This is a genomic window from Pseudomonas sp. LBUM1644 (assembly GCF_059716195.1).
Genome location: NZ_CP166812.1, coordinates 78831 through 103230, shown reverse-complemented (window position 1 = coordinate 103230; position 24400 = coordinate 78831). Strand labels below are relative to the sequence as shown.

The 24400-nt window shown below is 59.4% G+C and carries 23 protein-coding genes; 13 read left to right on the top strand and 10 right to left on the bottom strand.

Annotation, left to right across the window (positions count from 1 at the left end):
- Positions 1 to 2 precede the first annotated feature (2 nt).
- From ACA052_RS00455 to ACA052_RS00445, 3 genes are read left to right on the top strand one after another with little or no spacing between them, the layout of a single operon-like run.
- Positions 3 to 1076 (top strand): COX15/CtaA family protein, encoded by a 1074-nt coding sequence (locus ACA052_RS00455; protein WP_497647916.1) that lies wholly within the window; start codon positions 3 to 5, stop codon positions 1074 to 1076.
- Positions 1064 to 1963, top strand: a complete 900-nt coding sequence (gene cyoE / locus ACA052_RS00450; RefSeq protein WP_497647915.1) for a heme o synthase — start codon at positions 1064 to 1066, stop codon at positions 1961 to 1963. Before ACA052_RS00455 ends, cyoE begins: the two co-directional genes overlap by 13 nt.
- Positions 1960 to 2595: an SCO family protein gene (locus ACA052_RS00445; RefSeq protein WP_497647914.1), complete on the top strand. Its 636-nt coding sequence runs from the start codon at positions 1960 to 1962 to the stop codon at positions 2593 to 2595. The genes cyoE and ACA052_RS00445 overlap by 4 nt, the downstream gene beginning before the upstream one ends.
- Positions 2596 to 2745: 150 nt before the next feature.
- Here the strand turns inward: ACA052_RS00445 and ACA052_RS00440 are convergent, their stop codons facing one another.
- From ACA052_RS00440 to ACA052_RS00430, 3 genes are all read right to left on the bottom strand, one after another.
- Entirely contained in the window at positions 2746 to 3516 is a 771-nt protein-coding gene (locus ACA052_RS00440) for a MetQ/NlpA family ABC transporter substrate-binding protein (RefSeq protein ID WP_497647913.1), read from the bottom strand.
- A gap of 62 nt (positions 3517 to 3578) precedes the next feature.
- The gene (locus ACA052_RS00435; protein ID WP_497647912.1) at positions 3579 to 4253 is read right to left on the bottom strand and encodes a methionine ABC transporter permease; all 675 of its coding nucleotides are present in this window, start codon (positions 4251 to 4253) and stop codon (positions 3579 to 3581) included.
- Positions 4253 to 5260 carry a methionine ABC transporter ATP-binding protein gene (locus ACA052_RS00430; RefSeq protein ID WP_497647911.1) on the bottom strand — a complete coding sequence of 336 codons (1008 nt, stop codon included), beginning with the start codon at positions 5258 to 5260 and terminating at the stop codon, positions 4253 to 4255. The genes ACA052_RS00435 and ACA052_RS00430 overlap by 1 nt, the downstream gene beginning before the upstream one ends.
- A gap of 213 nt (positions 5261 to 5473) precedes the next feature.
- Between ACA052_RS00430 and katE the strand changes: the two genes are divergently transcribed.
- A complete protein-coding gene (katE, locus tag ACA052_RS00425) occupies positions 5474 to 7663 on the top strand; it encodes a catalase HPII (RefSeq protein WP_497650414.1) in 2190 nt (729 codons plus the stop codon).
- A gap of 88 nt (positions 7664 to 7751) precedes the next feature.
- Here the strand turns inward: katE and ACA052_RS00420 are convergent, their stop codons facing one another.
- From ACA052_RS00420 to zur, 4 genes are read right to left on the bottom strand one after another with little or no spacing between them, the layout of a single operon-like run.
- On the bottom strand, positions 7752 to 8468 hold the full coding sequence (locus tag ACA052_RS00420) for a PA5502 family lipoprotein (RefSeq protein WP_497647910.1): 717 nt from the start codon (positions 8466 to 8468) through the stop codon (positions 7752 to 7754).
- A 37-nt stretch (positions 8469 to 8505) separates the two neighbouring features.
- On the bottom strand, positions 8506 to 9294 hold the full coding sequence (znuB, locus tag ACA052_RS00415) for a zinc ABC transporter permease subunit ZnuB (protein ID WP_497647909.1): 789 nt from the start codon (positions 9292 to 9294) through the stop codon (positions 8506 to 8508).
- Positions 9287 to 10072 (bottom strand): zinc ABC transporter ATP-binding protein ZnuC, encoded by a 786-nt coding sequence (gene znuC, locus ACA052_RS00410; protein WP_497647908.1) that lies wholly within the window; start codon positions 10070 to 10072, stop codon positions 9287 to 9289. The genes znuB and znuC overlap by 8 nt, the downstream gene beginning before the upstream one ends.
- On the bottom strand, positions 10072 to 10554 hold the full coding sequence (gene zur / locus ACA052_RS00405) for a zinc uptake transcriptional repressor Zur (protein ID WP_497647907.1): 483 nt from the start codon (positions 10552 to 10554) through the stop codon (positions 10072 to 10074). Before zur ends, znuC begins: the two co-directional genes overlap by 1 nt.
- 57 nt (positions 10555 to 10611) lie before the next feature.
- Here zur and znuA point away from each other — a divergent pair, with 57 nt between their 5' ends.
- Positions 10612 to 11541 carry a zinc ABC transporter substrate-binding protein ZnuA gene (znuA, locus tag ACA052_RS00400; protein ID WP_497647906.1) on the top strand — a complete coding sequence of 310 codons (930 nt, stop codon included), beginning with the start codon at positions 10612 to 10614 and terminating at the stop codon, positions 11539 to 11541.
- A gap of 169 nt (positions 11542 to 11710) precedes the next feature.
- Here the strand turns inward: znuA and ACA052_RS00395 are convergent, their stop codons facing one another.
- Both ACA052_RS00395 and ACA052_RS00390 read right to left on the bottom strand, forming a co-directional pair.
- The gene (locus ACA052_RS00395; RefSeq protein WP_497647905.1) at positions 11711 to 12661 is read right to left on the bottom strand and encodes a homoserine kinase; all 951 of its coding nucleotides are present in this window, start codon (positions 12659 to 12661) and stop codon (positions 11711 to 11713) included.
- A gap of 56 nt (positions 12662 to 12717) precedes the next feature.
- Positions 12718 to 13008 carry a DUF2782 domain-containing protein gene (locus ACA052_RS00390; protein WP_497647904.1) on the bottom strand — a complete coding sequence of 97 codons (291 nt, stop codon included), beginning with the start codon at positions 13006 to 13008 and terminating at the stop codon, positions 12718 to 12720.
- A 74-nt stretch (positions 13009 to 13082) separates the two neighbouring features.
- Between ACA052_RS00390 and polA the strand changes: the two genes are divergently transcribed.
- The gene (gene polA / locus ACA052_RS00385; protein WP_497647903.1) at positions 13083 to 15854 is read left to right on the top strand and encodes a DNA polymerase I; all 2772 of its coding nucleotides are present in this window, start codon (positions 13083 to 13085) and stop codon (positions 15852 to 15854) included.
- Between the two features lie 387 nt (positions 15855 to 16241).
- Here the strand turns inward: polA and yihA are convergent, their stop codons facing one another.
- Positions 16242 to 16892: a ribosome biogenesis GTP-binding protein YihA/YsxC gene (gene yihA, locus ACA052_RS00380; RefSeq protein WP_497647902.1), complete on the bottom strand. Its 651-nt coding sequence runs from the start codon at positions 16890 to 16892 to the stop codon at positions 16242 to 16244.
- Positions 16893 to 17083: 191 nt separating this feature from the next.
- On the opposite strand from yihA, the gene ACA052_RS00375 reads away from it, so the two are divergent.
- The 7 genes from ACA052_RS00375 (at position 17084) to ACA052_RS00345 (ending at position 24396) form a co-directional block, all read left to right on the top strand.
- A complete protein-coding gene (locus ACA052_RS00375; protein WP_027926152.1) occupies positions 17084 to 17374 on the top strand; it encodes a c-type cytochrome in 291 nt (96 codons plus the stop codon).
- Positions 17375 to 17420: 46 nt separating this feature from the next.
- Positions 17421 to 18032, top strand: a complete 612-nt coding sequence (locus tag ACA052_RS00370; RefSeq protein ID WP_497647901.1) for a c-type cytochrome — start codon at positions 17421 to 17423, stop codon at positions 18030 to 18032.
- A 200-nt stretch (positions 18033 to 18232) separates the two neighbouring features.
- Entirely contained in the window at positions 18233 to 18874 is a 642-nt protein-coding gene (locus ACA052_RS00365; protein ID WP_497647900.1) for a thiol:disulfide interchange protein DsbA/DsbL, read from the top strand.
- A gap of 14 nt (positions 18875 to 18888) precedes the next feature.
- Entirely contained in the window at positions 18889 to 19764 is an 876-nt protein-coding gene (locus ACA052_RS00360) for an endonuclease/exonuclease/phosphatase family protein (RefSeq protein ID WP_497647899.1), read from the top strand.
- Complete coding sequence (locus ACA052_RS00355; RefSeq protein WP_497647898.1) at positions 19765 to 21825, top strand: GGDEF domain-containing protein; 2061 nt, start codon at positions 19765 to 19767, stop codon at positions 21823 to 21825. It begins immediately after the preceding gene.
- A 102-nt stretch (positions 21826 to 21927) separates the two neighbouring features.
- Positions 21928 to 22707 (top strand): N-acetylmuramoyl-L-alanine amidase, encoded by a 780-nt coding sequence (locus tag ACA052_RS00350; RefSeq protein WP_497647897.1) that lies wholly within the window; start codon positions 21928 to 21930, stop codon positions 22705 to 22707.
- Between the two features lie 75 nt (positions 22708 to 22782).
- A complete protein-coding gene (locus ACA052_RS00345; RefSeq protein WP_497647896.1) occupies positions 22783 to 24396 on the top strand; it encodes an EAL domain-containing protein in 1614 nt (537 codons plus the stop codon).
- Positions 24397 to 24400 lie beyond the last annotated feature (4 nt).

Sequence of the window (24400 nt, the reverse complement as noted above, 5' to 3'; positions counted from 1 at the left end):
TCATGGCCAAACCTGGATTTCGTCTCGCGCTGTTTGCCACGTTGCTGGCACTGATTGTGGTGTTGCTCGGCGCCTACACGCGCCTGACTCACGCCGGTCTTGGCTGCCCGGACTGGCCCGGCTGCTATGGCTTCATCAGCGTACCGAAAAGCGAAGCCCAGTTGGCCCATGCCGAACTGCACTTTCCCGACGCCCCCGTTGAGGCCCACAAGGGCTGGAACGAGATGGTCCACCGCTACTTCGCTGGCACCTTGGGGATGTTGATCGTCCTGCTGGCCGCTCGTGCTTGGGTAAATCGCCGTCATCCGGGACTGCCGTTGAAGTTGCCGCTGTTCTTGCTGGCGGTGGTGTTCGCCCAAGCCGCGTTCGGCATGTGGACGGTAACGCTCAAGCTCTGGCCACAGGTGGTGACCGGGCATTTGCTGGGCGGTTTTGCGACTTTGAGTTTGTTGTTTTTGCTGACGCTGCGCCTGTCCGGCGTGCTGCCGGCGCTGACCGTGCCACGGCGTTTGCAACATTGGGCGACGGCCGGGTTGCTGCTGGTCATCCTGCAAATCGCCCTCGGTGGCTGGGTCAGCTCCAACTATGCCGCCGTGGCGTGCATCGACTTCCCGACCTGCCACGGGCAATGGTTGCCACCGGCTGATTTCGCCAATGGCTTTCACCTGACCCAACACATCGGCCCCAATTACCTCGGCGGGCAACTGGACAGCGATGCCCGCACCGCCATTCACCTGACTCACCGTATCGGCGCGGGGCTGGTGACGTTGGTGCTGCTCGGCCTGGCGTGGCAACTGAAAGTGGTCGGCATGACGCGACTGGCGGGGTTGGTACTGGTCGCGCTCGCGGCACAAATCACCCTGGGCATCAGCAACGTGCTGTTTCATCTGCCCTTGCCGGTGGCCGTCGCGCACAACGCCGGCGGCGCGGCACTGCTGCTGACGATGGTGCTGGTCAATTATCACGCCCGGACCAGTCTGGTTCGGGTCAAGCAGCCGACACGCTGGCGCTTCAGCCCGCGTAAACACTCAGCCGGGCCCATAACAATAAAAGGAGAGATGCCATGGCGATTCTGATCGGCGAACGTCACAGTCAGGCGATCTGGCGTGATTACCTGGAGCTGACCAAACCGAAAGTGGTGGTGCTGATGCTCATCACCTCACTGGTCGGGATGTTTCTTGCGACGCGCGCCGGGGTGCCTTGGACCGTGCTGGTGTTCGGCAATCTGGGGATCGCCTTGTGCGCTGGTGGCGCAGCGGCGGTCAATCATGTGGTGGACCGGCGTATCGACGCGGTCATGGCCAGAACCCACAAACGTCCCTTGGCCGAAGGTCGGGTTTCCCCGACGGCTGCGCTGACGTTCGCCCTGGTGCTGGCGCTACTCGGCCAGGCCTTGCTGCTGGCCTTTACCAACCCGCTGACCGCTTGGCTGACCCTTGCCTCGCTGCTCGGTTATGCCGTGGTCTACACCGGTTTCCTGAAACGCGCGACGCCACAAAATATCGTCATCGGTGGGCTGGCCGGCGCAGCCCCGCCACTGCTCGGTTGGGTCGCCGCCACCGGCCACGTCAGCGCCGAACCGCTGTTGCTGGTGCTGATCATCTTCGCCTGGACCCCGCCGCACTTCTGGGCGCTGGCGATCCATCGCAAAGAGGAATACGCCAAGGCCGACATACCGATGCTTCCAGTGACGCACGGCGAGCATTACACCAAGGTCCACATCCTGCTTTACACCTTCGCACTGCTGGCCGTGAGCCTGATGCCCTATGTGATTCACATGAGCGGCGTGCTCTACCTGATTTGCGCCCTTGGCCTGGGCGCGAGGTTTCTGCAATGGGCAGTGGTGCTGTACCGTGGCACTCGGCCGCACGCGGCGATCAACACGTTCAAGTACTCTATCTACTACTTGTTCCTGCTGTTCATTGCCCTGCTCGTAGACCACTACCTACTGTTGAACTTATGACTCGAACCCAGAAAACAGTCTTCATCCTTGTCGCCCTGATCGCGCTGGTCCTGGGCCTGACCATCAACAAAGTGCTGTCCGGCAAAGGCCAGGGCGACCCGACGGCACTGATCGACGCCGGGATCATCCTGCTGCCGCAAAGCCGCAATCTGCCGGACGTGACGATGACCGATCAGGACGGCAAGCCGGTGGCGGTCAACGAACTGAAAGACAAGTGGAGCCTATTGTTCTTCGGCTACACCTTCTGCCCGGACATCTGCCCGACCACCCTCGCCCAACTGCGCCAGATCAAGAGCGAACTGCCGCCCGAGGCTGTGGACAAGTTGCAGATCATCCTGGTCAGCGTCGACCCGAATCGCGACACGCCCCCGCAGCTCAAGCAATACCTGGGTTATTTCGATCCGCAATTCAGAGGCCTGACTGCTTCGTCGGTGGACGACATTCAGAAACTGGCGAATGCGGTGAGCATTCCGTTTATTCCGGCGGATACCAGCAAGGCGAACTACACCGTCGATCACAGTGGCAATCTGGCGGTGATTGGGCCGGATGGGACGCAGCGCGGGTTTATTCGGGCGCCGTTGAACAACGCCAAGTTGGTGGCGCAGTTGCCAGTGATGCTCAAGCGAAAGTAAGCATCACGCCCCTTGTAGGAGCCAGGCTTGCCGGCGAAGGCGCCCGTAAGATCGCCTTCGCCGGCAAGCCTGGCTCCTAAAAGGTCGGTGTTTCAGGCATAAAAAAATGGGGCGCATTCGATGCGCCCCATTTTTTGTTACAGCCTCAAATCAGAACGCCGGCACGACCGCGCCTTTGTATTTCTCGAGGATGAACGCTTTCACTTCCGGGCTGTGCAGCGCGGCAACCAATTTCTTCATTGCGTCGCTGTCCTTGTTATCCGGACGGGCAACGAGGATGTTCACGTAAGGCGAGTCGCTGCCTTCGATGACCAGCGCATCCTTGGCCGGGTCTAGTTTGGCTTCCAGTGCATAGTTGGTGTTGATCAGCGCCAGGTCGACCTGGGTCAGCACGCGCGGGATGGTCGCGGCTTCCAATTCGCGGATCTTCAGGTCCTTGGAATTCTCGGTGATGTCCTTGACGGTCGACAGGATGTTGTTCGAATCCTTCAACTTGATCAGGCCAGACTTGGCCAGCAGCAACAGCGCGCGGCCGCCGTTGGTGGCGTCGTTCGGGATCACCACGTTGGCGCCACCTGGCAGCTCGGCCAGGGATTTGTACTTGCTCGAGTAAGCGCCCAGTGGCTCCAGGTGCACACCGGCAACGGCCACCAGATCGGTGCCTTTGGCCTTGTTGAACTCATCGAGGTACGGCTGGTGCTGGAAGAAGTTGGCGTCCAGGCGTTTTTCGGACACTTGCACGTTCGGCTGGATGTAGTCGGTGAAGACCTTGACCTTCAGGTCCACGCCTTCTTTGGCCAGGGCCGGTTTTACGAATTCGAGGATTTCTGCGTGCGGGACCGGGGTGGCCGCGACGGTCAGGGTGTCGGCGTGGGCGGAAAAGGCTGCAACGGCAGCGAACGCGACGAGTAGTTTTTTCATTCAGCTAACTCCATGTGAGGCGCCTGTTTGCGGCGCCTGCCAGCGAATGGCCGGCTCAATTGTCATTTACGAGAGAAGTGGACCACAAGCTTATCGCCAACGGTTTGCAGGACTTGAACCAGCACCAGCAGCAACACGACGGTAACCACCATCACATCGGTCTGGAAACGCTGGTAACCAAAACGGATTGCCAGGTCGCCCAAACCACCAGCGCCAACCACACCGGCCATTGCCGTGTAGGACACCAGTGTAATGGCTGTCACCGTAATCGCTGCGAAGATGCCTGGGCGAGCCTCCGGCAACAAGGCGTTGGTGATGATCTGCCGAGTGGTCGCGCCCATGGCCTGGGTCGCTTCGATGATGCCGCGATCGACTTCACGCAGGGCGGTTTCCACCAGACGTGCGAAGAACGGCGTGGCGCCCACCACCAGCGGTGGAATCGCACCGGCGACACCGAGGGAGGTGCCCGTGATCAGTACCGTGAACGGAATCATCACGATCAACAGGATGATGAACGGCAGCGAACGCAGAATGTTCACCACCAGCGACAACATCGCGTAAACGCCTTTGGCTTCCAGCAACTGGCGCGGGCTGCAGAGGAACAACAGCACGCCCAGCGGTAGGCCCAGCAAGACAGTGAACAACAGCGAGCCGCCGAGCATCATCATGGTGTCGCCGGTGGCCAGCCAGATTTCGAACCAGTCGATATTGGCGAAGAAACTCATCAGGGCTTCCATCAACGCAGCACCTCCATGTGGACGTCAGCCGCGGTGAAGTGGGCGAACGCGGCTTCCATGTCGCCCCCGGTGACGGCCAAGGTGAGTTGCCCGTAGGGAATGTCTTTGATGCGATCGATACGACCGGCCAGGATGCTGTAGTCCACACCGGTCTCCCGAGCGACGGTACCCAGCAACGGCGCGTAGGTCGCTTCGCCCTGGAAGGTCAGACGCACGATGCGGCCCGGCACGTGAGCGAAATCGTCACGTTGCTCGCTTTCGTCGATCTGCTCGTCTTCTTGCACGAAACGCTTGGTGGTCGGGTGCTTTGGATGCAGGAACACCTGCGCAACCGAACCTTGCTCAACGATCACGCCAGCGTCCATCACCGCCACCTGGTCGCAGACGCGACGGATCACGTCCATCTCGTGGGTGATCAGGACGATGGTCAGCTTCAGCTCGCGGTTGATCTCGGCCAGCAGTTGCAGGACCGACGCAGTGGTCTGCGGGTCCAGGGCGCTGGTGGCTTCGTCGCACAGCAGGATTTTCGGTTTGGTGGCCAGGGCGCGGGCAATACCGACGCGCTGCTTCTGGCCGCCGGACAACTGCGCCGGGAATTTCTTGGCGTGGTCGGACAAGCCAACCCGCGCGAGCAGTTCCGCCACACGCTGGTCGATTTCACTGCGAGACAATTCGCCGGCCAGGGTCAGCGGCAGCGCAACGTTGTCGGCCACCGTCTTGGAGGCCAGCAGGTTGAAGTGCTGGAAAATCATCCCGACCTGCTGCCGGAAGCGGCGCAGGCTGTTGGCGTCGAGTGCGGTGACTTCTTCGCCGTCGACGATGATCTTGCCGCCACTGGAATTCTCAAGGCGATTGATCAGACGCAGCAGGGTACTTTTTCCCGCGCCGGAATGGCCGATCAGGCCGAACACCTGGCCGTTCTCAATCGTCAGATTGGTCGGGTGCAGGGCGGGAATGTCTTTACCGGCGACGCGGTAAGTTTTGTGGACGTTTTGAAACTCGATCACGTAGCGAACCTTGTGGGGCGCGTTAGAAAAGGATCAGCGGTTAGCCGGGCGCGCATTTTAGCCTGTCCGTATAGAGGTTATTAGCATTTATTCCGCATTCAACCTTCGATTTGGCAATAACGCGATCAAAGGTCAGAAAAAAGGAACGGCTAAAAATGTCATCAGTCACTAATTAGGCAACTCGATAACGTTCCCGGTGCCGTGCCGGGGGTATTGCTCAAGAGTCCTGGCTACGACGGGAATCGCAACGAGGAGTTTAGACCGATGAATACCAAGAAGCCTGCCACCCCTAAAAGCGCATTGGCCGGGACCGATACTCTGGACCGCAGCAACACCAATGCCAAGCTCGACAGCCTGGAAAAATTCCGCTCCGACGCCACCGAGCAAGCTTTGCGCACCAATCAGGGCGTGAAGGTTTCGGACAACCAGAACACGCTGAAGGTTGGCGCCCGAGGGCCGTCGCTGCTGGAAGACTTCATCATGCGTGAAAAAATCACGCATTTTGACCATGAGCGAATTCCTGAACGCATTGTGCACGCGCGCGGCACCGGGGCTCACGGGTACTTCCAGACTTACGAAAATCATTCCGTGCTGACCAAGGCCGGTTTCTTACAGGACCCAGGTAAGAAAACCCCAGTCTTCACCCGTTTTTCCACCGTGCAAGGCCCTCGCGGGTCAGGCGATACCGTGCGGGACGTACGAGGTTTCGCCGTGAAGTTCTTCACCGACGAAGGCAACTTCGATTTGGTGGGCAATAACATGCCGGTCTTTTTCATTCAGGACGCGATTAAGTTTCCTGACTTCGTGCATGCAGTAAAACCCGAGCCACACAACGAAATTCCTACAGGCGGCTCGGCTCACGACACCTTTTGGGATTTTGTTTCGCTGGTACCGGAGTCGGCGCACATGGTGATCTGGGCCATGTCCGACCGGGCGATTCCGAAAAGCCTGCGCAGCATGCAGGGCTTTGGCGTGCACACTTTTCGCCTGATTAACGCCGAGGGCAAATCGCGCTTCGTCAAATTCCACTGGCGCCCTACGGCCGGCACGTGTTCGCTGGTCTGGGATGAAGCGCAAAAACTCGCTGGTAAAGACACCGACTTCCACCGGCGCGACCTCTGGGAAGCCATCGAGATGGGCGACTATCCGGAATGGGAGCTGGGCGTCCAGATCATCGAAGAGGAAAACGAGCACACATTCGACTTCGACATCCTCGACCCGACCAAACTGATTCCCGAAGAACTGGTGCCGATCACGCCGCTGGGCAAAATGGTGCTCAATCGCAACCCGGACAACTTCTTCGCCGAAACCGAGCAGGTCGCTTTCTGCCCGGGGCATATCGTGCCGGGGATCGACTTCTCCAATGATCCATTGCTGCAAGGCCGGCTGTTTTCTTACACCGATACGCAAATCAGCCGACTCGGTGGGCCGAATTTTCACGAGATTCCCATCAACCGTCCCGTAGCGCCGTTCCACAATGGCCAGCGAGATGCGTTGCACCGCACGACCATCGACAAGGGTCGCGCCTCCTATGAGCCAAACTCCATCGACAGTGGCTGGCCGAAGGAAACGGCGCCTGCGGCACAGGACGGCGGCTTCGAGACTTATCCAGAGCGTATCGACGCGAACAAGGTCCGTCAGCGCAGTGAGTCGTTCAGCGATCACTTCTCCCAGGCGCGGCTGTTTTTCCACAGCATGAGCAAGCACGAGCAGGAACACATCATCGCGGCCTATAGCTTTGAGCTGGGCAAGGTGGAGCGGGACTTCATCCGCGCGCGCGAGGTGAATGAGATTCTGGCCAATATTGACCTGGAACTGGCCAAGCGCGTGGCTGCGAACCTTGGTTTGCCAGCGCCGAAGGCCGGGACCGTCGAGGTGCCAAAAACCTCTTTGGACCGTTCCCCGGCGTTGAGTCAGGCCAACTTGCTGCCAGGCAATATCAAAACGCGCAAGGTGGCGATTCTTGCGGCCAACGGCGTCGATGGCGCGGCGATTGATGCGATGAAAAAAGCGCTAATGGCTGAAGGCGCGCACGCCAAGCTATTGGGTCCGACTTCCGCCCCAGTGACAACAGCGGATGGTAAAACCCTGCCAGTGGACGCTTCGATGGAAGGTTTACCCTCAGTTGCGTTCGACGCGGTGTTCGTGCCGGGTGGTGCGGCGTCGGTCAAAGCGTTGAGTACGGACGGCGTAGCGCTGCATTATCTGTTGGAGGCGTACAAGCACCTGAAGGCGATTGCATTGCATGGCGAAGCAAAGCAACTGCTGGATGTATTGAAGCTGGAGGCTGATGCGGGGTTGATCGTGGGCACGGATGCCAAGCTGAACAAGGCATTTATCGCCGCGATTGGGCAGCATCGGGTGTGGGATAGAGAGCCCAAGGCCAAGGCGATTCCGGCCTGACGCCCTTAAAAGCTAAAGATCGCAGCCTGCGGCAGCTCCTACAGGGATATGAAAACCCTGTGTAGGAGCTGCCGCAGGCTGCAATCTTTTAAGGTTTACGCGGACTCAAAACCATCTGCGCGGGAACGCTGCGCAGAATCTGGCGCTCCAGTTTCAGATCGAAATCTGTATCCAGCTTCTTCACTCGCTTGGTCAGCAAAGTCGCCAGCCAAGGGTAGTCCTCAGTCCGCGGCGCCTGAATACTCACATCACACTGATAATTCACCACATCCGCAGCAATGGCGTCCAATTGGCGACGAAGTTTGACCATATCGGTGACGTTCAGCGCAACCGTGGTGCTTTTCGCCGTCGGATCAATAACTTTCGCCTGTGACTTGGCTTCTGCAGCATTGAGCGCCGCCTCTGCTTTATCCAGCTCAGCCTTGCGCGCGTTAACGATGGCGTTGTTCACCCCACCGGTCAGCGCCGGGGCCTTGGGCATCAACGCCCGGGCGCGGCTGAGCGCTGTGGCGGCGGCGTTCACGTCACCTTTCTGCAGCACGATCCGGCTGCGCAGCAAATAGGCTTCAGCCAGTTGCCGCTGGTATTGCTCAAGGGACTGATCGTTGGGCGACTCGGCCTGTAAGGCCGCCAATTGATCTTCGGCAGTGGCTAGCTCGCTGCTGGCGAGGCTTTGTTCCAGTTGCGTGATGGCCGTGGCCCGGGCATCAGTAGCCTCTGTGGCCGCCGGTGGCGTGCTTTGACATGCGCCCAGTAGCAGCGAAAATGCGACAAGGAGCAGATAACGGGAGGCGAACAGCTTCATTCCTGCGACTCTCTATTTGCGCAAAAAACGAGCAAGTCTACACCCCTCGACGGGGCAGGACAAAACTCAGCAAAAACAGTGCGGCGGCCGTCACAACAATCGAGGGGCCTGCCGGGGTGTCCTTGAACCAGGACAGCGCCAGTCCGCCACACACCGCGAGCATACCCAGCAGGCTTGCGCCCAGTGCCATCTGCTCCGGCGAGCGGGCGTGACGTTGTGACGCAGCCGCCGGAATGATCAACAACGAAGTAATCAGCAATACGCCGACGATTTTCATCGCCACGGCGATCACCACCGCAATCAGCAACATCAAGGTCAGGCGCAACGCTGGCACGGGCAAACCTTCCACCTTGGCCAGTTCCTCATGCACCGTGATCGCCAGCAATGGCCGCCACAATGTGACCAGCAAGGCCAGAACGGCCGCGCTGCCACCCAGTATCCAAGCCAGGTCGGTCGGACTGATCGCCAGCAAATCGCCGAACAGATAGGCCATCAGGTCGATCCGCACTTCGTGCATGAAGCTTAGTACGACCAAGCCCAGAGAGAGCGTGCTGGGTGCGAGAATTCCCAAAAGCGTGTCGGACGCCAGCGGCTGACGCTGTTGCAAAGTCACCAGCAACACCGCCAACAGCAAACAGCCGACGGTGACTGCCACGGTCGGGCTGACATCCAGCAGGAAGCCCAATGCCACGCCGAGCAACGCCGCGTGGGACAGGGTGTCGCCAAAATAAGCCATGCGCCGCCAGACGACGAAAGACCCCAACGGGCCCGCGACCAGTGCCAGGGCCAGACCTGCAAGCAGGGCGTAGAGCAGAAAATCAGCCATGCTTGCAGCTATCTCCATGAACGTGAGGCAGGCCCGTCGGGGCCGCCGTAACCACCGAGCCATGCAGGTCATGGGCGTGGTCATGATGGTGGTGATAAATCGCCAGGCTTTGTGCGTTCTTTCCGAACAGTTCAACGAATGCCGGATCGCCGCTGACCTGTTCCGGGTGCCCGGAGCAGCACACGTGCCGATTCAGGCACACAACCTGGTCGGTGGTGCTCATCACCAGGTGCAGGTCGTGGGAGACCATCAGCACGCCGCAACCGTGACGGTCGCGCAGCCGTGTGATCAGGCTGTACAACTCGGCCTGACCTGCGACATCGACCCCTTGCACAGGCTCATCGAGCACCAGCAATTCCGGCTCGCGCAACAATGCCCGGGCCAGCAGCACACGCTGCATTTCACCACCTGAAACACTTTGCACCGGGCTGTCGATCACCTGTTCGGCCCCGACTTCCTTGAGTGCCGCCAAGGCGCGAACACGATCCACACCGGGCACCAGTCGCAAAAAGCGCAGCACTGACAGCGGCAGCGTTGGATCGACGTGAAGTTTTTGCGGCATGTAACCGACCCGCAGTTTCGGTTTGCGCCACACGCTGCCGCTGTCCGGTTTCAACAGACCGAGTACGGCGCGCACCAGCGTTGTCTTGCCAGCACCGTTAGGGCCGATCAGGGTGACGATCTGCCCCGGCTCGACACTTAATTCGATGTTATCCAGCACGTTTTGCCCGCCAAAGGTGACGGCAACCTGCTCGAGGCGGATCAGCGCGTCGCTCATCAAACCCCCTGGCAACCCGAACAGAGACCGACCACTTCGACAGTCTGGCCCTCGACGACAAACCCGACGTCTTTGGCGCTGCCGATGATCGCGTCGCTGATGGATTTTTGTTCGAGCTCGATAGCAGCGTGGCATTCGCGGCAGATCAGGAATTGGCCCTGGTGGGCGTGTTCCGGGTGATTGCAACCGACGAAGGCGTTCAAAGAGGAGATGCGGTGCACGAAGCCGTTTTCCAACAGGAAATCCAGCGCGCGGTACACGGTTGGCGGCGCGGCGCGTCGGCCGTCCTGCTCGCTGAGCACCGCAAGGATGTCGTAGGCGCCCAACGGTTTGTGACTCTGCCAGACCAATTCCAGCACCCGCCGGCGCAAGGCAGTCAGGCGCAGGCCCTGACGTGCGCACAATGCATCGGCCTCTGACAAAGCGCTATGGACGCAATGAGAGTGGTCGTGGGGACGGCTGGCAATCGGTGTTTTAGGCATGAGCGGCGACGAGTTTTGTGAGAGACGTTATTATGTTACCCGTTCTCGCCTCTTCGAGTGGTCATCGTGTCCCGACTTTTTTCTGTTTTTGTCGCATTTGTCACTGGTTTGCTGCTGATGGGCTCGGCTCAAGCCGAAGTCAAAGTCCTGACCAGCATCAAACCCCTGCAGCTGATCGCCGCTGCCGTACAGGACGGCGTGGCGATTCCGGAAGTCCTGCTTCCGCCTGGTGCTTCGCCGCATAACTATGCCTTGCGCCCTTCCGACGTACGGAAGGTGCAATCGGTGGATCTGGTTTACTGGATCGGCCCGGACATGGAAGGTTTCCTGCCTCGCGTGCTGAATGGTCGTACGCTGCCCAGCGTCGCCGTACAGGATTTGCCCGGCCTGAAACTGCGACGTTTTGCCGAAGACAGCCGCTCCCACGCTGAGGAAGCTGACGAGCATGATCACGATCACCGTCCCGGTAGCCTGGATGCGCATTTGTGGTTGTCGCCCGCCAACGCTCGCGTGATCGCCACGAAAATGGCCGCGGACCTCAGTGCTGCCGACCCTGAAAACGCGGCCCGCTATCAAAGCAACCTGAAAGCGTTCGATGAGCGCCTCGACGCGCTGGACCTGCGCTTGAAGAAACGTCTGGCCGGCGTTGAAGGCAAACCGTACTTTGTGTTCCATGAAGCTTTCGATTACTTCGAAGACGCCTACGGCCTCAAGCACACCGGCGTGTTCAGTGTCGCTGCCGAAGTCCAGCCCGGTGCCCAGCACGTCGCGGCGATGCGTGCGCGCTTGCAGGAAGTCGGCAAGACCTGTGTGTTTAGCGAACCGCCGCTGCGTCCGCGCCTGGCCGAAACCCTGGTGGCTGGCCTGCCGGTGAAACTGGCGGAACTGGATGCGCTGGGCGGGTACACGCCAGCGACCGCTCAGGGGTATGAGCAGATGCTGGAGAAATTGGGGAATGATTTGGCGGGGTGTCTGGAGTCGTTGTAAGCATCGCGCGACCCTGTGGCGAGGGGGCTTGCCCCCGTTGGGCTGCGAAGCAGCCCCAAATCGGTTCGGTCAATTCAATCGCATGGGAGCGCTTCGCACTCCGACGGGGGCAAGCCCCCTCGCGACTATTTATTCGCACTCCGACGGGGGCAAGCCCCCTCGCGACTATTTAAAGGGCGAAAGGCAACGGTGTGCTGACCTTCTGCCGCTGCGCCAACCGCAGCTGAAACTCCATCGGATCGTGAATCAACACGTCCTGCCCGGCGAAAGACTCCGCTGCAATCAACCGTGACAACCAGAACCGCACGCACGCCACTCGAAGCATGGTCGGCCAAAGTTCGGCTTCAGCCGCCGTGAACGGTCGCAGTGCCGCATAAGCCCCGAGCAACGCCCGCGCTCGCGGCCCGTCGATCAAACCTGCCTCATCGGAACACCAATCGTTCAACGCAATCGCCACGTCGTAGAGCATCGGCCCCGAGCAGGCGTTATAGAAGTCGATCAACCCCGTCAGGTGCGTGCCTTCGAACATCGCATTATCGCGAAACAAGTCCGCGTGGATGTTGGCCCGTGGCAACGCCAGAATTTTCTCTTTCTGCTGTGTGATTTCGTCCAGAGCCCGTTTAAGCAGATCGCTTTGCTCGGCATTCAGGTGTGACAGAAACTGTGTGCCCTCTTCCAGCATCCAGTCCAGGCCACGATCGGTCTTGCGCTTGATCATGTTGGCCTGGGTCGCTAGGTGCAGATGTCCGAGCAACTCGCCGACCTGAGCGCAATGTTGCGCGTTGGCTTCCTTGATGTGTTTGCCAGCCAGGCGTGGCTGCAACAACGCAGGCTTGCCGGCCAGCGCGCGTAAGGCGACGCCGTCGGTGGTGCGCAGCGCATACGGCACCGGGAGATCAGCCTCATGCAGGACGTCGAGCAGCTCGATGAAGAACGGCATTTCCTGAACCGGACCGCGTTCGACCAGGGTCAGGACAAATTCGCCCTGCTCCAGGCTGATAAAGAAATTGGTGTTTTCGCTACCGGCGGCAATCCCCTGGAAATCAAGCAGGCGGCCGAGCCCGTAAGGGGCGAGAAAGGTTTCCAGCTCGGGCCGAGCCAGCGGGGTGAACACAGACATGTTTTAACTGCCAGTACGGGCGCCGCTGCTGAGCCAGCGCCGATTGAATTAAGAAACTACTTCCACTCAAAGATTTTCCACGACGGAATCAGCATATCGGGCTGATCCGAGCGGATGAAGTTTGCATCGGTACCGTCCGCCCGCACCAGAAAATACGGCGGTGCGCCCTTCGGCGTGACCTTGATCGCGTACAGGAATCCGTTTTGACGGTATTCCTGAATGACCTTGTCCCCTTCCGTGCGGATCGTGACTTCCGGCTCTGCAGTGGGCGCATCGTCCGCCGCCATGACGGCCAATGGAGTGATTGCAAACAAGCCAGCCAGCAACAGGCGATTTAGTGTGCGCATGATAACCTTGTCCCTTTGTCGTCAACGGTCCCGCTATTCTAGCGCCGGACCCGCCGAAAAGGTTGATCCTGCTCATGAGCCAAGCCCCCCTCGTCCTGGTGGACGGTTCTTCTTATCTGTACCGCGCCTTTCACGCCCTGCCACCGCTGACTACCTCCAAAGGTCTGCCGACGGGTGCGGTCAAAGGCGTGCTGAACATGCTCAAGAGTCTGCGCAAGCAGTACCCGGACAGTCCGTTCGCCGTGGTGTTCGACGCCAAGGGTGGGACTTTTCGCGATGACATGTACGCCGAATACAAGGCCAACCGCCCGAGCATGCCCGATGACATGCGCGTGCAGATCGAGCCGCTTCACCAGAGCGTGATCGCCCTGGGCTTCCCGCTGTTGTGTGTCGAAGGCGTCGAAGCCGACGACGTGATCGGCACCCTGGCCCGCAGCAGCGCTGCGGCCGACCGCCCGGTGATCATCTCCACCGGCGACAAGGACATGGCGCAGCTGGTCGATGGCCACATTACCTTGGTCAACACCATGACCGGTAGCGCGATGGACGTAGAGGGCGTGAAGGAGAAATTCGGCGTCGCTCCCGAACAGATCATCGATTATCTGGCGCTGATGGGCGATTCTTCCGACAACATTCCGGGCGTTCCGGGCATCGGTCCAAAGACGGCTTCCGGTCTGCTTGTAGGCGTGAACGGTGGCCTGACCGAGCTGTATGCACACCTCGATATCGTCCCGACCTTGCCGATTCGCGGCGCGAAAACCCTGCCGGCCAAGCTCGAAGAGCACAAGGAGATGGCATTCCTCTCCTATCAGCTGGCGACGATCAAGATCGACGTGCCGCTGGATATCGGCCTCGACGACCTGCAAATGGGCAAGCCGGATCACGACAAACTGGCCGAGCTCTACACGCTGCTGGAATTCAAGAGCTGGTTCGATGATAACCAGCGTGACGCCAAGCGCTCCGGCCAGGAAGTCACTGCACCGGAGGTTGAAGAAGTTACCGTCGAGACCGCACTGAACTACACCACCATCCTCACCCAAGCCGATTTCGACCTGTGGCTGAAGAAGCTCAACGACGCCAAGCTGATCGCCTTCGATACCGAAACCACCGGCATCGACGCGCAGCAGGCGCAACTGGTCGGCCTGTCTTTCGCCGTACAAGCCAACGAAGCGGCCTACATCCCGTTGACCCATTCCTACATGGGTGTGCCGGATCAGCTGGATCGCGACACGGTGTTGCGCGCCCTGAAACCGATCCTGGAAGACCCGAACAAACTTAAAGTCGGCCAGCACGCCAAGTTCGACATGAACATCCTGGCCAATTGCGCCATCGGCGGTGATCAGAGCTGCGGCATCACGGTGCAAGGCATCGCCTTCGATACCATGCTCGAATCCTACGTGCTGGACTCCACCGCGACCCGCCATGACATGGACAGCCTGGCGCTCAAATACCTGAATCACACCACCACCAGTTTCCAGGACATCGCCGGCAAAGGTGCCAAGCAGCTGACCTTTGACCAGATCTCGCTGGAGCTGGCCGGACCCTACGCCGCCGAAGACGCCGACGTGACGCTGCGACTGCATCAAACCCTGCAAGAAAAACTCAACGCCATACCGACCCTGAGCAAGGTGCTAAGCGAAATCGAAATGCCGCTGGTGCCGGTGCTGGCGCGGATCGAACGCCAGGGTGCGCTGGTCGACGCGAACCTCTTGGGCATTCAGAGCGTTGAGCTTGGCGAAAAAATGGTCGCCCTTGAGCGTGAGGCGTTTGCCATTGCCGGGGAAGAATTCAACCTGGGTTCGCCGAAGCAATTGGGCGTGATCCTGTATGAAAAGCTCGGCCTGCCGATCCTCAGTAAAACCGCCAAGGGCCAGGCTTCAACCGCAGAAGCCGTGCTGGCGGAACTGGCTGAACAGGATTTCCCGCTGCCCAAGGTGCTGATGCAGTACCGCTCGATGAGCAAGCTGAAAAGCACGTACACCGACCGCTTGCCGGAGCAGATCAACCCGCGCACGGGAAGGATCCATACGTCTTATCATCAGGCAGTGGCAGCGACCGGGCGTTTGTCGTCCAGCGATCCGAACCTGCAGAACATTCCCATCCGCACCGCCGAAGGTCGTCGGATTCGTCAGGCGTTCGTTGCACCAAAAGGCTACAAGCTGTTGGCTGCGGATTACTCGCAGATCGAACTGCGGATCATGGCGCATCTGGCCAAGGACGAAGGGTTGCTGCACGCTTTCCGTAATGACCTGGACGTGCACAAGGCCACTGCCGCCGAAGTGTTCGGGGTAGAACTGCCGGATGTCACCACCGACCAGCGGCGCAGCGCCAAGGCGATCAACTTCGGTTTGATCTATGGCATGAGCGCATTTGGCCTGGCCAAGCAGATCGGCGTTGATCGCAAGCAATCCCAGGCTTACATCGACCGTTATTTCGCCCGTTACCCAGGTGTGCTGGCGTACATGGAGCGGACCCGCGCCCAGGCTGCCGAGCAGGGATTTGTCGAAACCATCTTCGGCCGTCGCCTGTACCTGCCAGAAATCAACGCAAAAAACCCGGCCTTGCGCAAAGGTGCAGAACGCACTGCGATCAACGCCCCGATGCAAGGCACCGCCGCAGACATCATCAAGAAAGCCATGGTTGCCGTGGACAACTGGCTGACAGCGTCAGGCCTGGACGCCAAAGTCATCCTGCAAGTGCACGACGAACTGGTGCTTGAAGTGCGTGAAGACCTGGTCGACCAGGTTCGTGAAGAAATTCGCATGCACATGAGCGACGCAGCGAAACTGGATGTGCCGCTGCTGGTCGAAGTGGGTGTAGGCAATAACTGGGATGAGGCTCACTGAGCCGACTGTGTGTCCTTGTAGGAACGAGCTTGCTCGCGAAGAACGAAAAGGCGCCGCGTTCATCCAGGCAGCCCGCGTGATCGTTAACGTCCATCGCGAGCAAGCTCGCTCCTACATAACGTATGTATCCCGCGGCAGGTCCCGCGAAGGGTGCTTAGTTCCGAAGGCGATTAGGGCTATTCCAAAGGCATTTGGAAAAAATTTGAACTAATTTCGCAGACCACCACTCAGATTAACTGAATGGCTGGTGAAGCCCTTCGATGCTCCTATGTTGTGTTAAGTGTTGGCAGATAATCTGGACCCCGCCCTAGCGGTCTAGAGCTTGAACCCCGGAACTTCCCCCTCCCCATAAGAAGTCCGGGGTTTTTTTTGCCTGGCGTTTAACGATCAAAGGCCAGGCTGGGCTACTTCGGCGCCCTTGTCTGCCAATTCCATCCAGCCCGCCAACACAGTGTAGGCGTCTTCCAGGCCCATGCGCTTTGGTGCCGAAAACAACTGGATGCTAATGGCATCGCCCCAGCCCTTTCGAATGTCCGACTGAACCTTGAGCAGGACGTTTTTCGCCGCGCCGTAGGTCAGCTTGTCCGCTTTGGTCAGCAAAATGTGCATCGGCATACCGCTAGCGACGGCCCAATCGAGCATCAGCAGATCGAAGTCAGTCATTGGATGACGGATGTCCATCATCAAAATCAAACCTTTCAAACTCTCCCGACCACCCAGGTAAGCTTCCAGGTGACGCTGCCAGTGCAGCTTCAATGGGATAGGTACTTTTGCGTAACCGTACCCCGGCAGGTCGACCAGACGCCGATCATCGTCTAGCTTGAAGAAGTTCAAGAGTTGCGTGCGACCCGGCGTTTTCGAGGTCCGCGCCAGGCTGGCATGCGTCAGGGTGTTCAACGCGCTGGATTTACCGGCGTTGGAACGCCCGGCGAAAGCCACTTCGAAGCCTTCGTCGTCGGGGCATTGATCGACTTTGGCAGCGCTGAGCATGAAGGTGGACTGTTGGCACAGGCCGAGGATGGGGTTCTTGAGTTGCATGGGATTTCCGATGTGGGCGGCGCCGGGAATGGACGCGGCAAGCGGTGTCGTTTCCGTTTCAGTGACGCCAGTATATAATGCCGCAGATTTTGTGTGCGCTTTGTCCCAGCGTAGGATGAAGTTCACGAGAGCGATTGACCTTGATTGCGCACTAGAACGCAGAACGCTCTCAACCCTGAAAAGGTCGTTTTATGACGAAATGGCTGCTAGCTGCCGGTGTCTTGATACCGCTTTACAGCGCTCAGGCTACACAGGATCCGGAAGCTGTGTACAACCGTGTTTGTGGTGCCTGTCATTCCGGCCAACTACCCATGGCGCCCCAAAAGGGCGATCAGGAAGCTTGGACGCCGAGGTTGGCGAAAGGTATGGAGACGCTGGTGCAACACGTGACCCAGGGTTTCAAGGCGATGCCGCCGCGTGGTTTGTGCATGGACTGCAGTGCCGAGGATTACCAGGCCATCATCCACTGGATGAGCGAGTGATCCCGGTCCATAACTCTTTAACCCTTAGCCGTAGTTGGATTAGCTGATGAACAAATTGATCGTGAGTCTGCTGTTGACCGTGGGGATCTCCGGCATTGCCCATGCTGCAGGTGATGCGACTGCTGGTCAGGCGAAAGCCGCAGTATGTGGCGCCTGTCATGGCCCGGATGGCAACAGCATGGCGCCTAACTTTCCGAAACTGGCAGGTCAGGGCGAGCGTTATCTGAACAAGCAGTTGCACGACATCAAGTCCGGCAAGCGCACGGTACTGGAAATGACCGGCCTGCTGACCAACCTGAGCGATCAGGACCTGGCCGATATCGCCGCTTACTTCTCCAGCCAGAGAGGCAGTGTTGGCGCCGCCGACCCGAAAGTCGTGGCTCGCGGCGAGGCCTTGTTCCGTGGTGGTGACCTGGCCAAGGGCCTGCCGGCTTGTACCGGTTGCCACTCGCCAAATGGCGCAGGCAACGCGGCGGCCGGCTTCCCACACCTGGGCGGCCAGCACGCTCAGTATGTTGCCAAGCAACTGACCGACTTCCGCAAGGAAGAAGGCGGCCGCAGCAACGATGGCGACACCAAAACCATGCAGACCATTGCCAAGCGACTGAGCGATGAAGACATCGCGGCAGTGTCCAGCTACATTCAGGGCCTGCACTAAGACCGGCAGATCGGGCATTGCGAGAGGTGTACATCTCCTGCAACGTTAACGCTCTATTAATCCGTCGCAGCAAGTATAAAAAGGGTGGCTCAGGCCGCCCTTTTTTGTGGCCGCTGCCGTTACACTACAGAACTCAAGTCCGCCATGACCTGTCTCAAAACAGGTCGCGCGAGGCGACCAAAATTGTCCAGGAGTAAAGCATGCGTAATCTGATCATCAGCGCCGCGTTCGTCGCTGCCAGCCTGTTCGGCATGACGGCCCAAGCCGCCGAAGCACCCGCCGCACCCTACGTCGAACTGAGCAATCCGGTTCCGGTGGCCGTGCCTGGCAAGATCGAAGTCGTAGAGCTGTTCTGGTACGGCTGCCCGCATTGCTACGCGTTCGAGCCGGTGATCAATCCCTGGGTTGAGAAACTGCCGTCCGACGTGAACTTCGTGCGCATCCCGGCCATGTTCGGCGGCCCATGGGACGCACACGGTCAGATGTTCCTGACCCTGGAAGCCATGGGCGTCGAGAGCAAGGTTCACGCTGCGGTGTTCAACGCCATTCAGAAAGAACACAAAAAGCTGGTCGACAAGAATGAAATGGCCGACTTCCTGGCCACTCAAGGCGTAGACAAGGACAAGTTCCTGGCCACCTTCGACTCCTTTGCTATCAAGGGTCAAATCGTCAAGGCACGTGAACTGGCCAAGAAATACGAGATTTCCGGCGTTCCAACTATGATCGTCAACGGCAAATACCGCTTTGACGTGGGCTCTGCCGGCGGTGCCGAGCAAGCCCTGCAACTGGCCGATAAACTGGTCGACAAAGAGCGAGCGGCGAACAAGGCTGCCGCCAACTAAGCGCGGGGCCTGCCATGCGCCGCTGGGGAACTGAACGCGTCGTTGGCCTGCATGATCCGCGGGTCAACGAACATCACCTGGAATCAACGGGCTTGCCCGCAGACAGTCGTTTGCGGCTGCTCAGTTTCAATATCCAGGTCGGCATCAGTACCGAGCGGTATCGGCACTACCTGACCCGGGGCTGGCAACACCTGTTGCCGCACACCGGGCGCGCCGACAATCTGCAAAAAATCGGCAATCTGCTCGGTGACTTCGATCTGGTCGCCTTGCAGGAAGCTGATGGCGGCAGCCTGCGATCCGGCTACGTCAATCAAGTCGAACACCTGGCCCAACTCGGCGCCTTCCCCTACTGGTATCAACAACTCAATCGCAACCTCGGCCGCCTCGGCCAGCACAGTAATGGCGTGCTCAGCCGGCTGCGCCCGTGGGCGATCGAAGATCATCCACTCCCTGGCCCCAAGGGCCGGGGAGCGATTCTGGTGCGCTTCGGCGAAGGTCCGGAGGCGCTGGTGGTGGTCATGATGCACCTGGCGCTGGGCGCCCGCGCCCGCAGCATGCAACTGGCGTATATCCGCGAGTTGATTGGCGGTTATAAACACCAGGTGTTGATGGGCGACATGAACACCCATGCCAGCGACCTGCTGCAAAACTCCCCGTTGCGTGACCTCGGCCTGCTGGCGCCGCAACTGGAAGCGACCTTCCCCAGCTGGCGCCCGCAGCGCTGCCTGGACCACATTTTGCTCAGCCCGACCTTGACCCTTGAAAAGGTCGAAGTGCTGGCCCAACCCATTTCCGATCACCTGCCGGTCGCGGTAGAAATTCGTCTGCCGGGTTCGCTCACGGCCGATGCATTGCCCGCGTTGAGTCCAGCCCCCTCGCGGATCCCATGAATGAGCGACGAAACACAGCGCTGGAAAGAGAAGTACCTCAAGGGCATCGAACAACAGGAAAAGCTCGAACGTCGTTGGGACGCCCGGCTCGACTTGCTGCGTCGTGGGCTGGTACGCAGCACCCTGGCGGCGGAAGGTACCGACCGCGCGGTTGACCAATGCATGAAGGAAATGCGCGAGGTGGTGCGCACCGACGACATGGACGCCGGGCTGGCCGCGCTGATTCCACGGCTGGAGAAAGCCGTGCTCGACTCCGAACAGCGCCGGGAAACCCGGGTCAACCAGACCAGTGCCGCACTGACCGCGCTCGTCACTCAGCTGCAAGCATTGCCATTGCCTCGAGAGGTGAGCCGCCCCCTCAAGAATTTCGCCAAAAGCCTGGATGCACGCGTCAGCCAGGCGCGCGAGATGCCATTGCTGCTGAGCGAACTGAGTGGTCTGCAAGGCAAAGCCCTGAGCCAGCTGGAGACCCCGGCAGAACCCGACCGCCCAGGCTTCTTGCAGCGGCTGTTCGGTCACCGTGAAGCCGATGAAGCGGCGCCACAGGTCGCCGCCACCGTGGAACACCCTTCCACCGCGCAGTCTATTGCAGTCGCTTTGCCGCCACTTGCAGCACCCACGCCGGTCACCGTCCTCGCGCCCGCCGTTGATCAACCGCACAGTTCGCTGCTCACCGCACAGGTTGCCGAGGCAGAACCGCCGACGCCAGAGACGCCTCCCGCACCGGCGCCCTCACCGACCGTCGTGGCGTTTGTCCCGCACGTCATTGATCCAGAGCAACCCCATGTCTGCGCCGAAGAAACGCCGCCCCCGGCAACTATAGAAATGCCGGAAGAGTGGGTGCCGACGCCAACGCCACGGCCCCAACCGGAAAACAATCCCGACGAACTGACCCGGATGATTGGCCTCGACAGCCCGACTCACTCCGTTGTCACGCCGCAAACCTCGGCAACCATCGATGCGCAAGAATCCGAGGGAGATATCCTCTACGCCCTCCCCGATTCACCCGAGCCTTCCTACAGCTCGGTGGCCAAGCACATTGAAGACACGCTATTGGGTCTGCTCGACGACCTGACGCTACCCGAGCGTCATCGACCGCAGGCCGAAGCAATGCGTGATCGCCTGCAAAACGGTTTGAACTGGTATGAGTTGCTGCCGATTCTCGACGATCTCGCCACGTTGATGCTGGCGATCAACGACAGCGGTCAGCATGAGTTTGAAGCTTATCTGCAACAGCTCAACGAACGTCTGGAGTCCTTCCAGAGCAATCTGCAAGCCGCCAGCGTCGGCCATGCTGACAACCGTTCCGCGGCGCGCGCCATGGATACGCAGATTCGCGAACAGGTCGACGGCCTGCAGAGCAGCATGCACGAAGCGGCGGACCTGGACGATCTGAAGCACGTCCTGGAAAACCATCTCGAGGGTCTGCTCGGCACGATGGACCATTACCAGAAGCAGCGCGATGAGCGCGAGCACGAAGTGGCGAACCGATTGCATAGCCTGGCTGAACGGGTGGCCCACATGGAGCAGGAAGCCCTGGGTTACCGCGAGCACCTCGAAGAGCAGCGCCAGAAGGCCTTGATCGACCCGCTGACCGGCCTCCCCAACCGGGCGGCCTGGAGTGAACGGCTGGAACACGAAATCAGCGAGTGGCAACAGCACGGCAATACTCTGTTACTGGCAATGCTCGACCTCGATCATTTCAAACGCATCAACGATAACTACGGTCACCTGGCAGGTGACAAAGTGCTGAAAATCATCGCCACCGTACTGCGCAAACGTCTGCGCGGGACGGATTTCATTGCCCGATTTGGCGGTGAAGAGTTTGTCCTGCTGATGCCCGGGACGATCCCGGCGGTTGGTGCAAAGCTGTTGGAGCATTTGCGGGCAGCGATCGAGGCGTGCCCTTTTCACTTCAAGGGCGAGCCGGTCACCATCACAATTTCCATGGGCCTGACCGCGTTCAAACCCGGCGAAAACAGTGATTTAGTGCTTAAAAGAGCCGATCAGGCGTTGTACCGGGCGAAACACGCAGGCCGTAATCGAGTGGAACTGGGCTGACGCCGAATTGTTCCAGTTTGTTTAAAGCTTGGCGATTGCCGTCCGTGCGCAAGGCAGTACGTTACACTGTTGCATTATTGTCTTGCGTGTATTGCCACTGCCATGAAATATCTTGCCCTCATCGTATCGCTGGTTCTGTTGGCGGGTTGCACCAGCGGCCCCCGATTCGACACCAGCCATCCTTCAGCCAATCACGACAGTCGTGTCCAGTTCGTGGTGGTGCATTACACCTCCGCATCGATGGAGCGGTCGCTGCAATTGCTGACCCACGGCGAAGTCAGCAGCCATTACCTCATCGGCGACGACAAGGGCGCCACTGTCTTCAAACTGGTGGATGAAAATCTACGGGCCTGGCACGCGGGCGAAAGCGAGTGGCAAGGCAGGACCTGGTTGAATTCCAGCTCCATCGGCATCGAAATAGTCAATCCGGGTTTCAAGGACACACCGACCGGGCGTCTGTGGTATCCCTACAGCGAAGCTCAGGTCCAGTCCTTGATTGTGCTGCTCAAGGACATCAGCAAACGTTACTCGATCAACCCCAGCAACATCATCGGTCACAGCGACATTGCGCCACTGCGCAAGCTCGATCCCGGTCCGCTGTTCCCTTGGAAGCGCCTGGCTTCCGAAGGCATCGGGATTTGGCCGAATGAACAAGTCGTCGCGCGTCAGCAAACACAGTTCGAGAGCGAACTGCCCAGCATCGGCTGGTTCCAGGGTCAATTGGCGCGCCTGGGTTATGCCACGCCGCAAACCGGTGAGCTGGATGTAGCGACTCGCCATGTGATTGCTGCTTTTCAGATGCACTTCCGGCCCTCTCGCTTCGATGGCAGTCCGGACGCGCAAACGGCGGCGATCCTCCAGGTACTGAATCAGACAAAATAATGACGGCCGCCCGACGGTCAGGTCTTTTTCCTAATCAGCAGCTATAACTCATTGGTAATTCTTCGGATATTCCATATGTCTGCTGCTCGAGAAACATTGCGTAGTTGGTTCTATCGCCCTTGGTTCTTGGCGATGATCGCCACTGTCTTGAGCATGACATTGTTGATGACCGGCAGCCTGTTCGTGGCCATTCATCAGGTCGAGCAAAACGAAAGTCAGGAAATGAACGCTCAGGGTGAGCGCTTCCGTGCCCGCCTCGAACAACTTTTCGGGCAGCTGCGCGAAAGCCTTGATGATCTCGAAGCACAGCCGCTGCGGGGCTGTGATGCTGAAATGATCGCGACCCTGCAGCAGGTCAGTTTCAATTACCGCTTCGTTTACGAAGCCGCCTACATGGACGCCTCGCGCATCTGTTCCAACCGCCCCCGCCAGGAAGGCCTGTCGCTGATACGAAAACCGGACATCGCGGGCCCCACCTACAGCTACTGGCTGAACACCACCACCGAACCCGATGAAAACCGGGCCGCCTTGATGCTCGGGCGCGGCAATTTCCGGGTCGCAACGTCTCGCGGTCATTTGACCGACATGGTCGACTTGTCACCGGGAGGTAGCCTGCTAGTGGTACTGGCCAAGGGCAGTCGCGCTATTCCGGTACTCGGCGCGGAGCAAGTCTGGCCGCCGACTGAACCCTGGCCACCGAACAGCCTCGATGCGCTGCAAGTCACGCAAACTCGCTTGATCTATCGCATGCCGACCAGTAATCCGGAGTACCAGCTGGTACTCATCATCCCGCGGACCGGCATGCATCTGCCCGCCGTTTGGTGGTGGCTGCTCCCCGCCAGCCTGGTATTGGGTGTGTGTGTAGGCATCATGGTATTTCTCCTGGTGCGCCAACGACAGTCGCTGGACGCCGAACTCACTGGCGCCATACGCCGAGGCGAATTGCAGGTGTTGTATCAACCGATCTTTGACCTCGACAGCCGCAACTGTGTCGGTGCAGAAGCCCTGCTCCGCTGGCGAAGGCCGGACGGCACCCTGACCAGCCCCGACCTGTTCATTCCAATGGCGGAGAACACCGGCCAGATCCGCCAGATGACCGACTTCGTCCTGCAACGCTTGCTTGAACAGCTGGGGCAATTGCTGCGGGCCAATCCGCAGCTGTACATCTCGGTCAACCTGGCAGCCTGCGATGTCATGGTGCCGCGTATCGGCCAGGTCATGGCACGCCTGCTGACGTTGCACCGGGTTGCGGCCAGGCAAATTGCATTCGAGGTCACCGAGCGGGGATTGATCGATGTGGTGGTCGCCCGGGAAAATCTACAAGCGTTACGCGATGTCGGGCATCAGGTGCTGATCGATGATTTCGGCACCGGCTATTGCAGCCTTGCCTACCTGCAAACCCTGCCCGTGGATTGCCTGAAAATCGACAAGGCCTTTATCGACGCTCTGGGTCACGACGCAGCGAGCAGCGGTGTGGCGCCACACATTATTCATATGGCCCAATCGCTGAATCTCAAGGTGATTGCCGAGGGCATCGAATATGAATCCCAGGCGACGCTTCTGAGCAGTGAAGGCGTGAAGTTCGGCCAGGGTTGGTTGTTCGCCCGTGCACTGAGCGCGGTGCAGCTCATCGAGCTGATTACCCGTGGGCGCCGGCTGGCTGGGCGTCGCCTGGATGATGAAGCATAAACGC

Bases quoted from the DNA above. Each gene is read 5' to 3' on its own strand.
- zur (WP_497647907.1), bottom strand. From the start codon at position 10,554: ATGCCTAAAACACCGATTGCCAGCCGTCCCCACGACCACTCTCATTGC.
- ACA052_RS00445 (WP_497647914.1), top strand. From the start codon at position 1,960: ATGACTCGAACCCAGAAAACAGTCTTCATCCTTGTCGCCCTGATCGCG.
- cyoE (WP_497647915.1), top strand. From the start codon at position 1,064: ATGGCGATTCTGATCGGCGAACGTCACAGTCAGGCGATCTGGCGTGAT.
- ACA052_RS00345 (WP_497647896.1), top strand. From the start codon at position 22,783: ATGTCTGCTGCTCGAGAAACATTGCGTAGTTGGTTCTATCGCCCTTGG.
- ACA052_RS00365 (WP_497647900.1), top strand. From the start codon at position 18,233: ATGCGTAATCTGATCATCAGCGCCGCGTTCGTCGCTGCCAGCCTGTTC.
- yihA (WP_497647902.1), bottom strand. From the start codon at position 16,892: ATGCAACTCAAGAACCCCATCCTCGGCCTGTGCCAACAGTCCACCTTC.
- ACA052_RS00390 (WP_497647904.1), bottom strand. From the start codon at position 13,008: ATGCGCACACTAAATCGCCTGTTGCTGGCTGGCTTGTTTGCAATCACT.
- ACA052_RS00435 (WP_497647912.1), bottom strand. From the start codon at position 4,253: ATGGAAGCCCTGATGAGTTTCTTCGCCAATATCGACTGGTTCGAAATC.
- polA (WP_497647903.1), top strand. From the start codon at position 13,083: ATGAGCCAAGCCCCCCTCGTCCTGGTGGACGGTTCTTCTTATCTGTAC.
- znuB (WP_497647909.1), bottom strand. From the start codon at position 9,294: ATGGCTGATTTTCTGCTCTACGCCCTGCTTGCAGGTCTGGCCCTGGCA.
- ACA052_RS00360 (WP_497647899.1), top strand. From the start codon at position 18,889: ATGCGCCGCTGGGGAACTGAACGCGTCGTTGGCCTGCATGATCCGCGG.
- znuC (WP_497647908.1), bottom strand. From the start codon at position 10,072: ATGAGCGACGCGCTGATCCGCCTCGAGCAGGTTGCCGTCACCTTTGGC.
- ACA052_RS00440 (WP_497647913.1), bottom strand. From the start codon at position 3,516: ATGAAAAAACTACTCGTCGCGTTCGCTGCCGTTGCAGCCTTTTCCGCC.
- ACA052_RS00370 (WP_497647901.1), top strand. From the start codon at position 17,421: ATGAACAAATTGATCGTGAGTCTGCTGTTGACCGTGGGGATCTCCGGC.
- ACA052_RS00355 (WP_497647898.1), top strand. From the start codon at position 19,765: ATGAGCGACGAAACACAGCGCTGGAAAGAGAAGTACCTCAAGGGCATC.
- ACA052_RS00375 (WP_027926152.1), top strand. From the start codon at position 17,084: ATGACGAAATGGCTGCTAGCTGCCGGTGTCTTGATACCGCTTTACAGC.
- ACA052_RS00395 (WP_497647905.1), bottom strand. From the start codon at position 12,661: ATGTCTGTGTTCACCCCGCTGGCTCGGCCCGAGCTGGAAACCTTTCTC.
- ACA052_RS00420 (WP_497647910.1), bottom strand. From the start codon at position 8,468: ATGAAGCTGTTCGCCTCCCGTTATCTGCTCCTTGTCGCATTTTCGCTG.
- ACA052_RS00455 (WP_497647916.1), top strand. From the start codon at position 3: ATGGCCAAACCTGGATTTCGTCTCGCGCTGTTTGCCACGTTGCTGGCA.
- ACA052_RS00350 (WP_497647897.1), top strand. From the start codon at position 21,928: ATGAAATATCTTGCCCTCATCGTATCGCTGGTTCTGTTGGCGGGTTGC.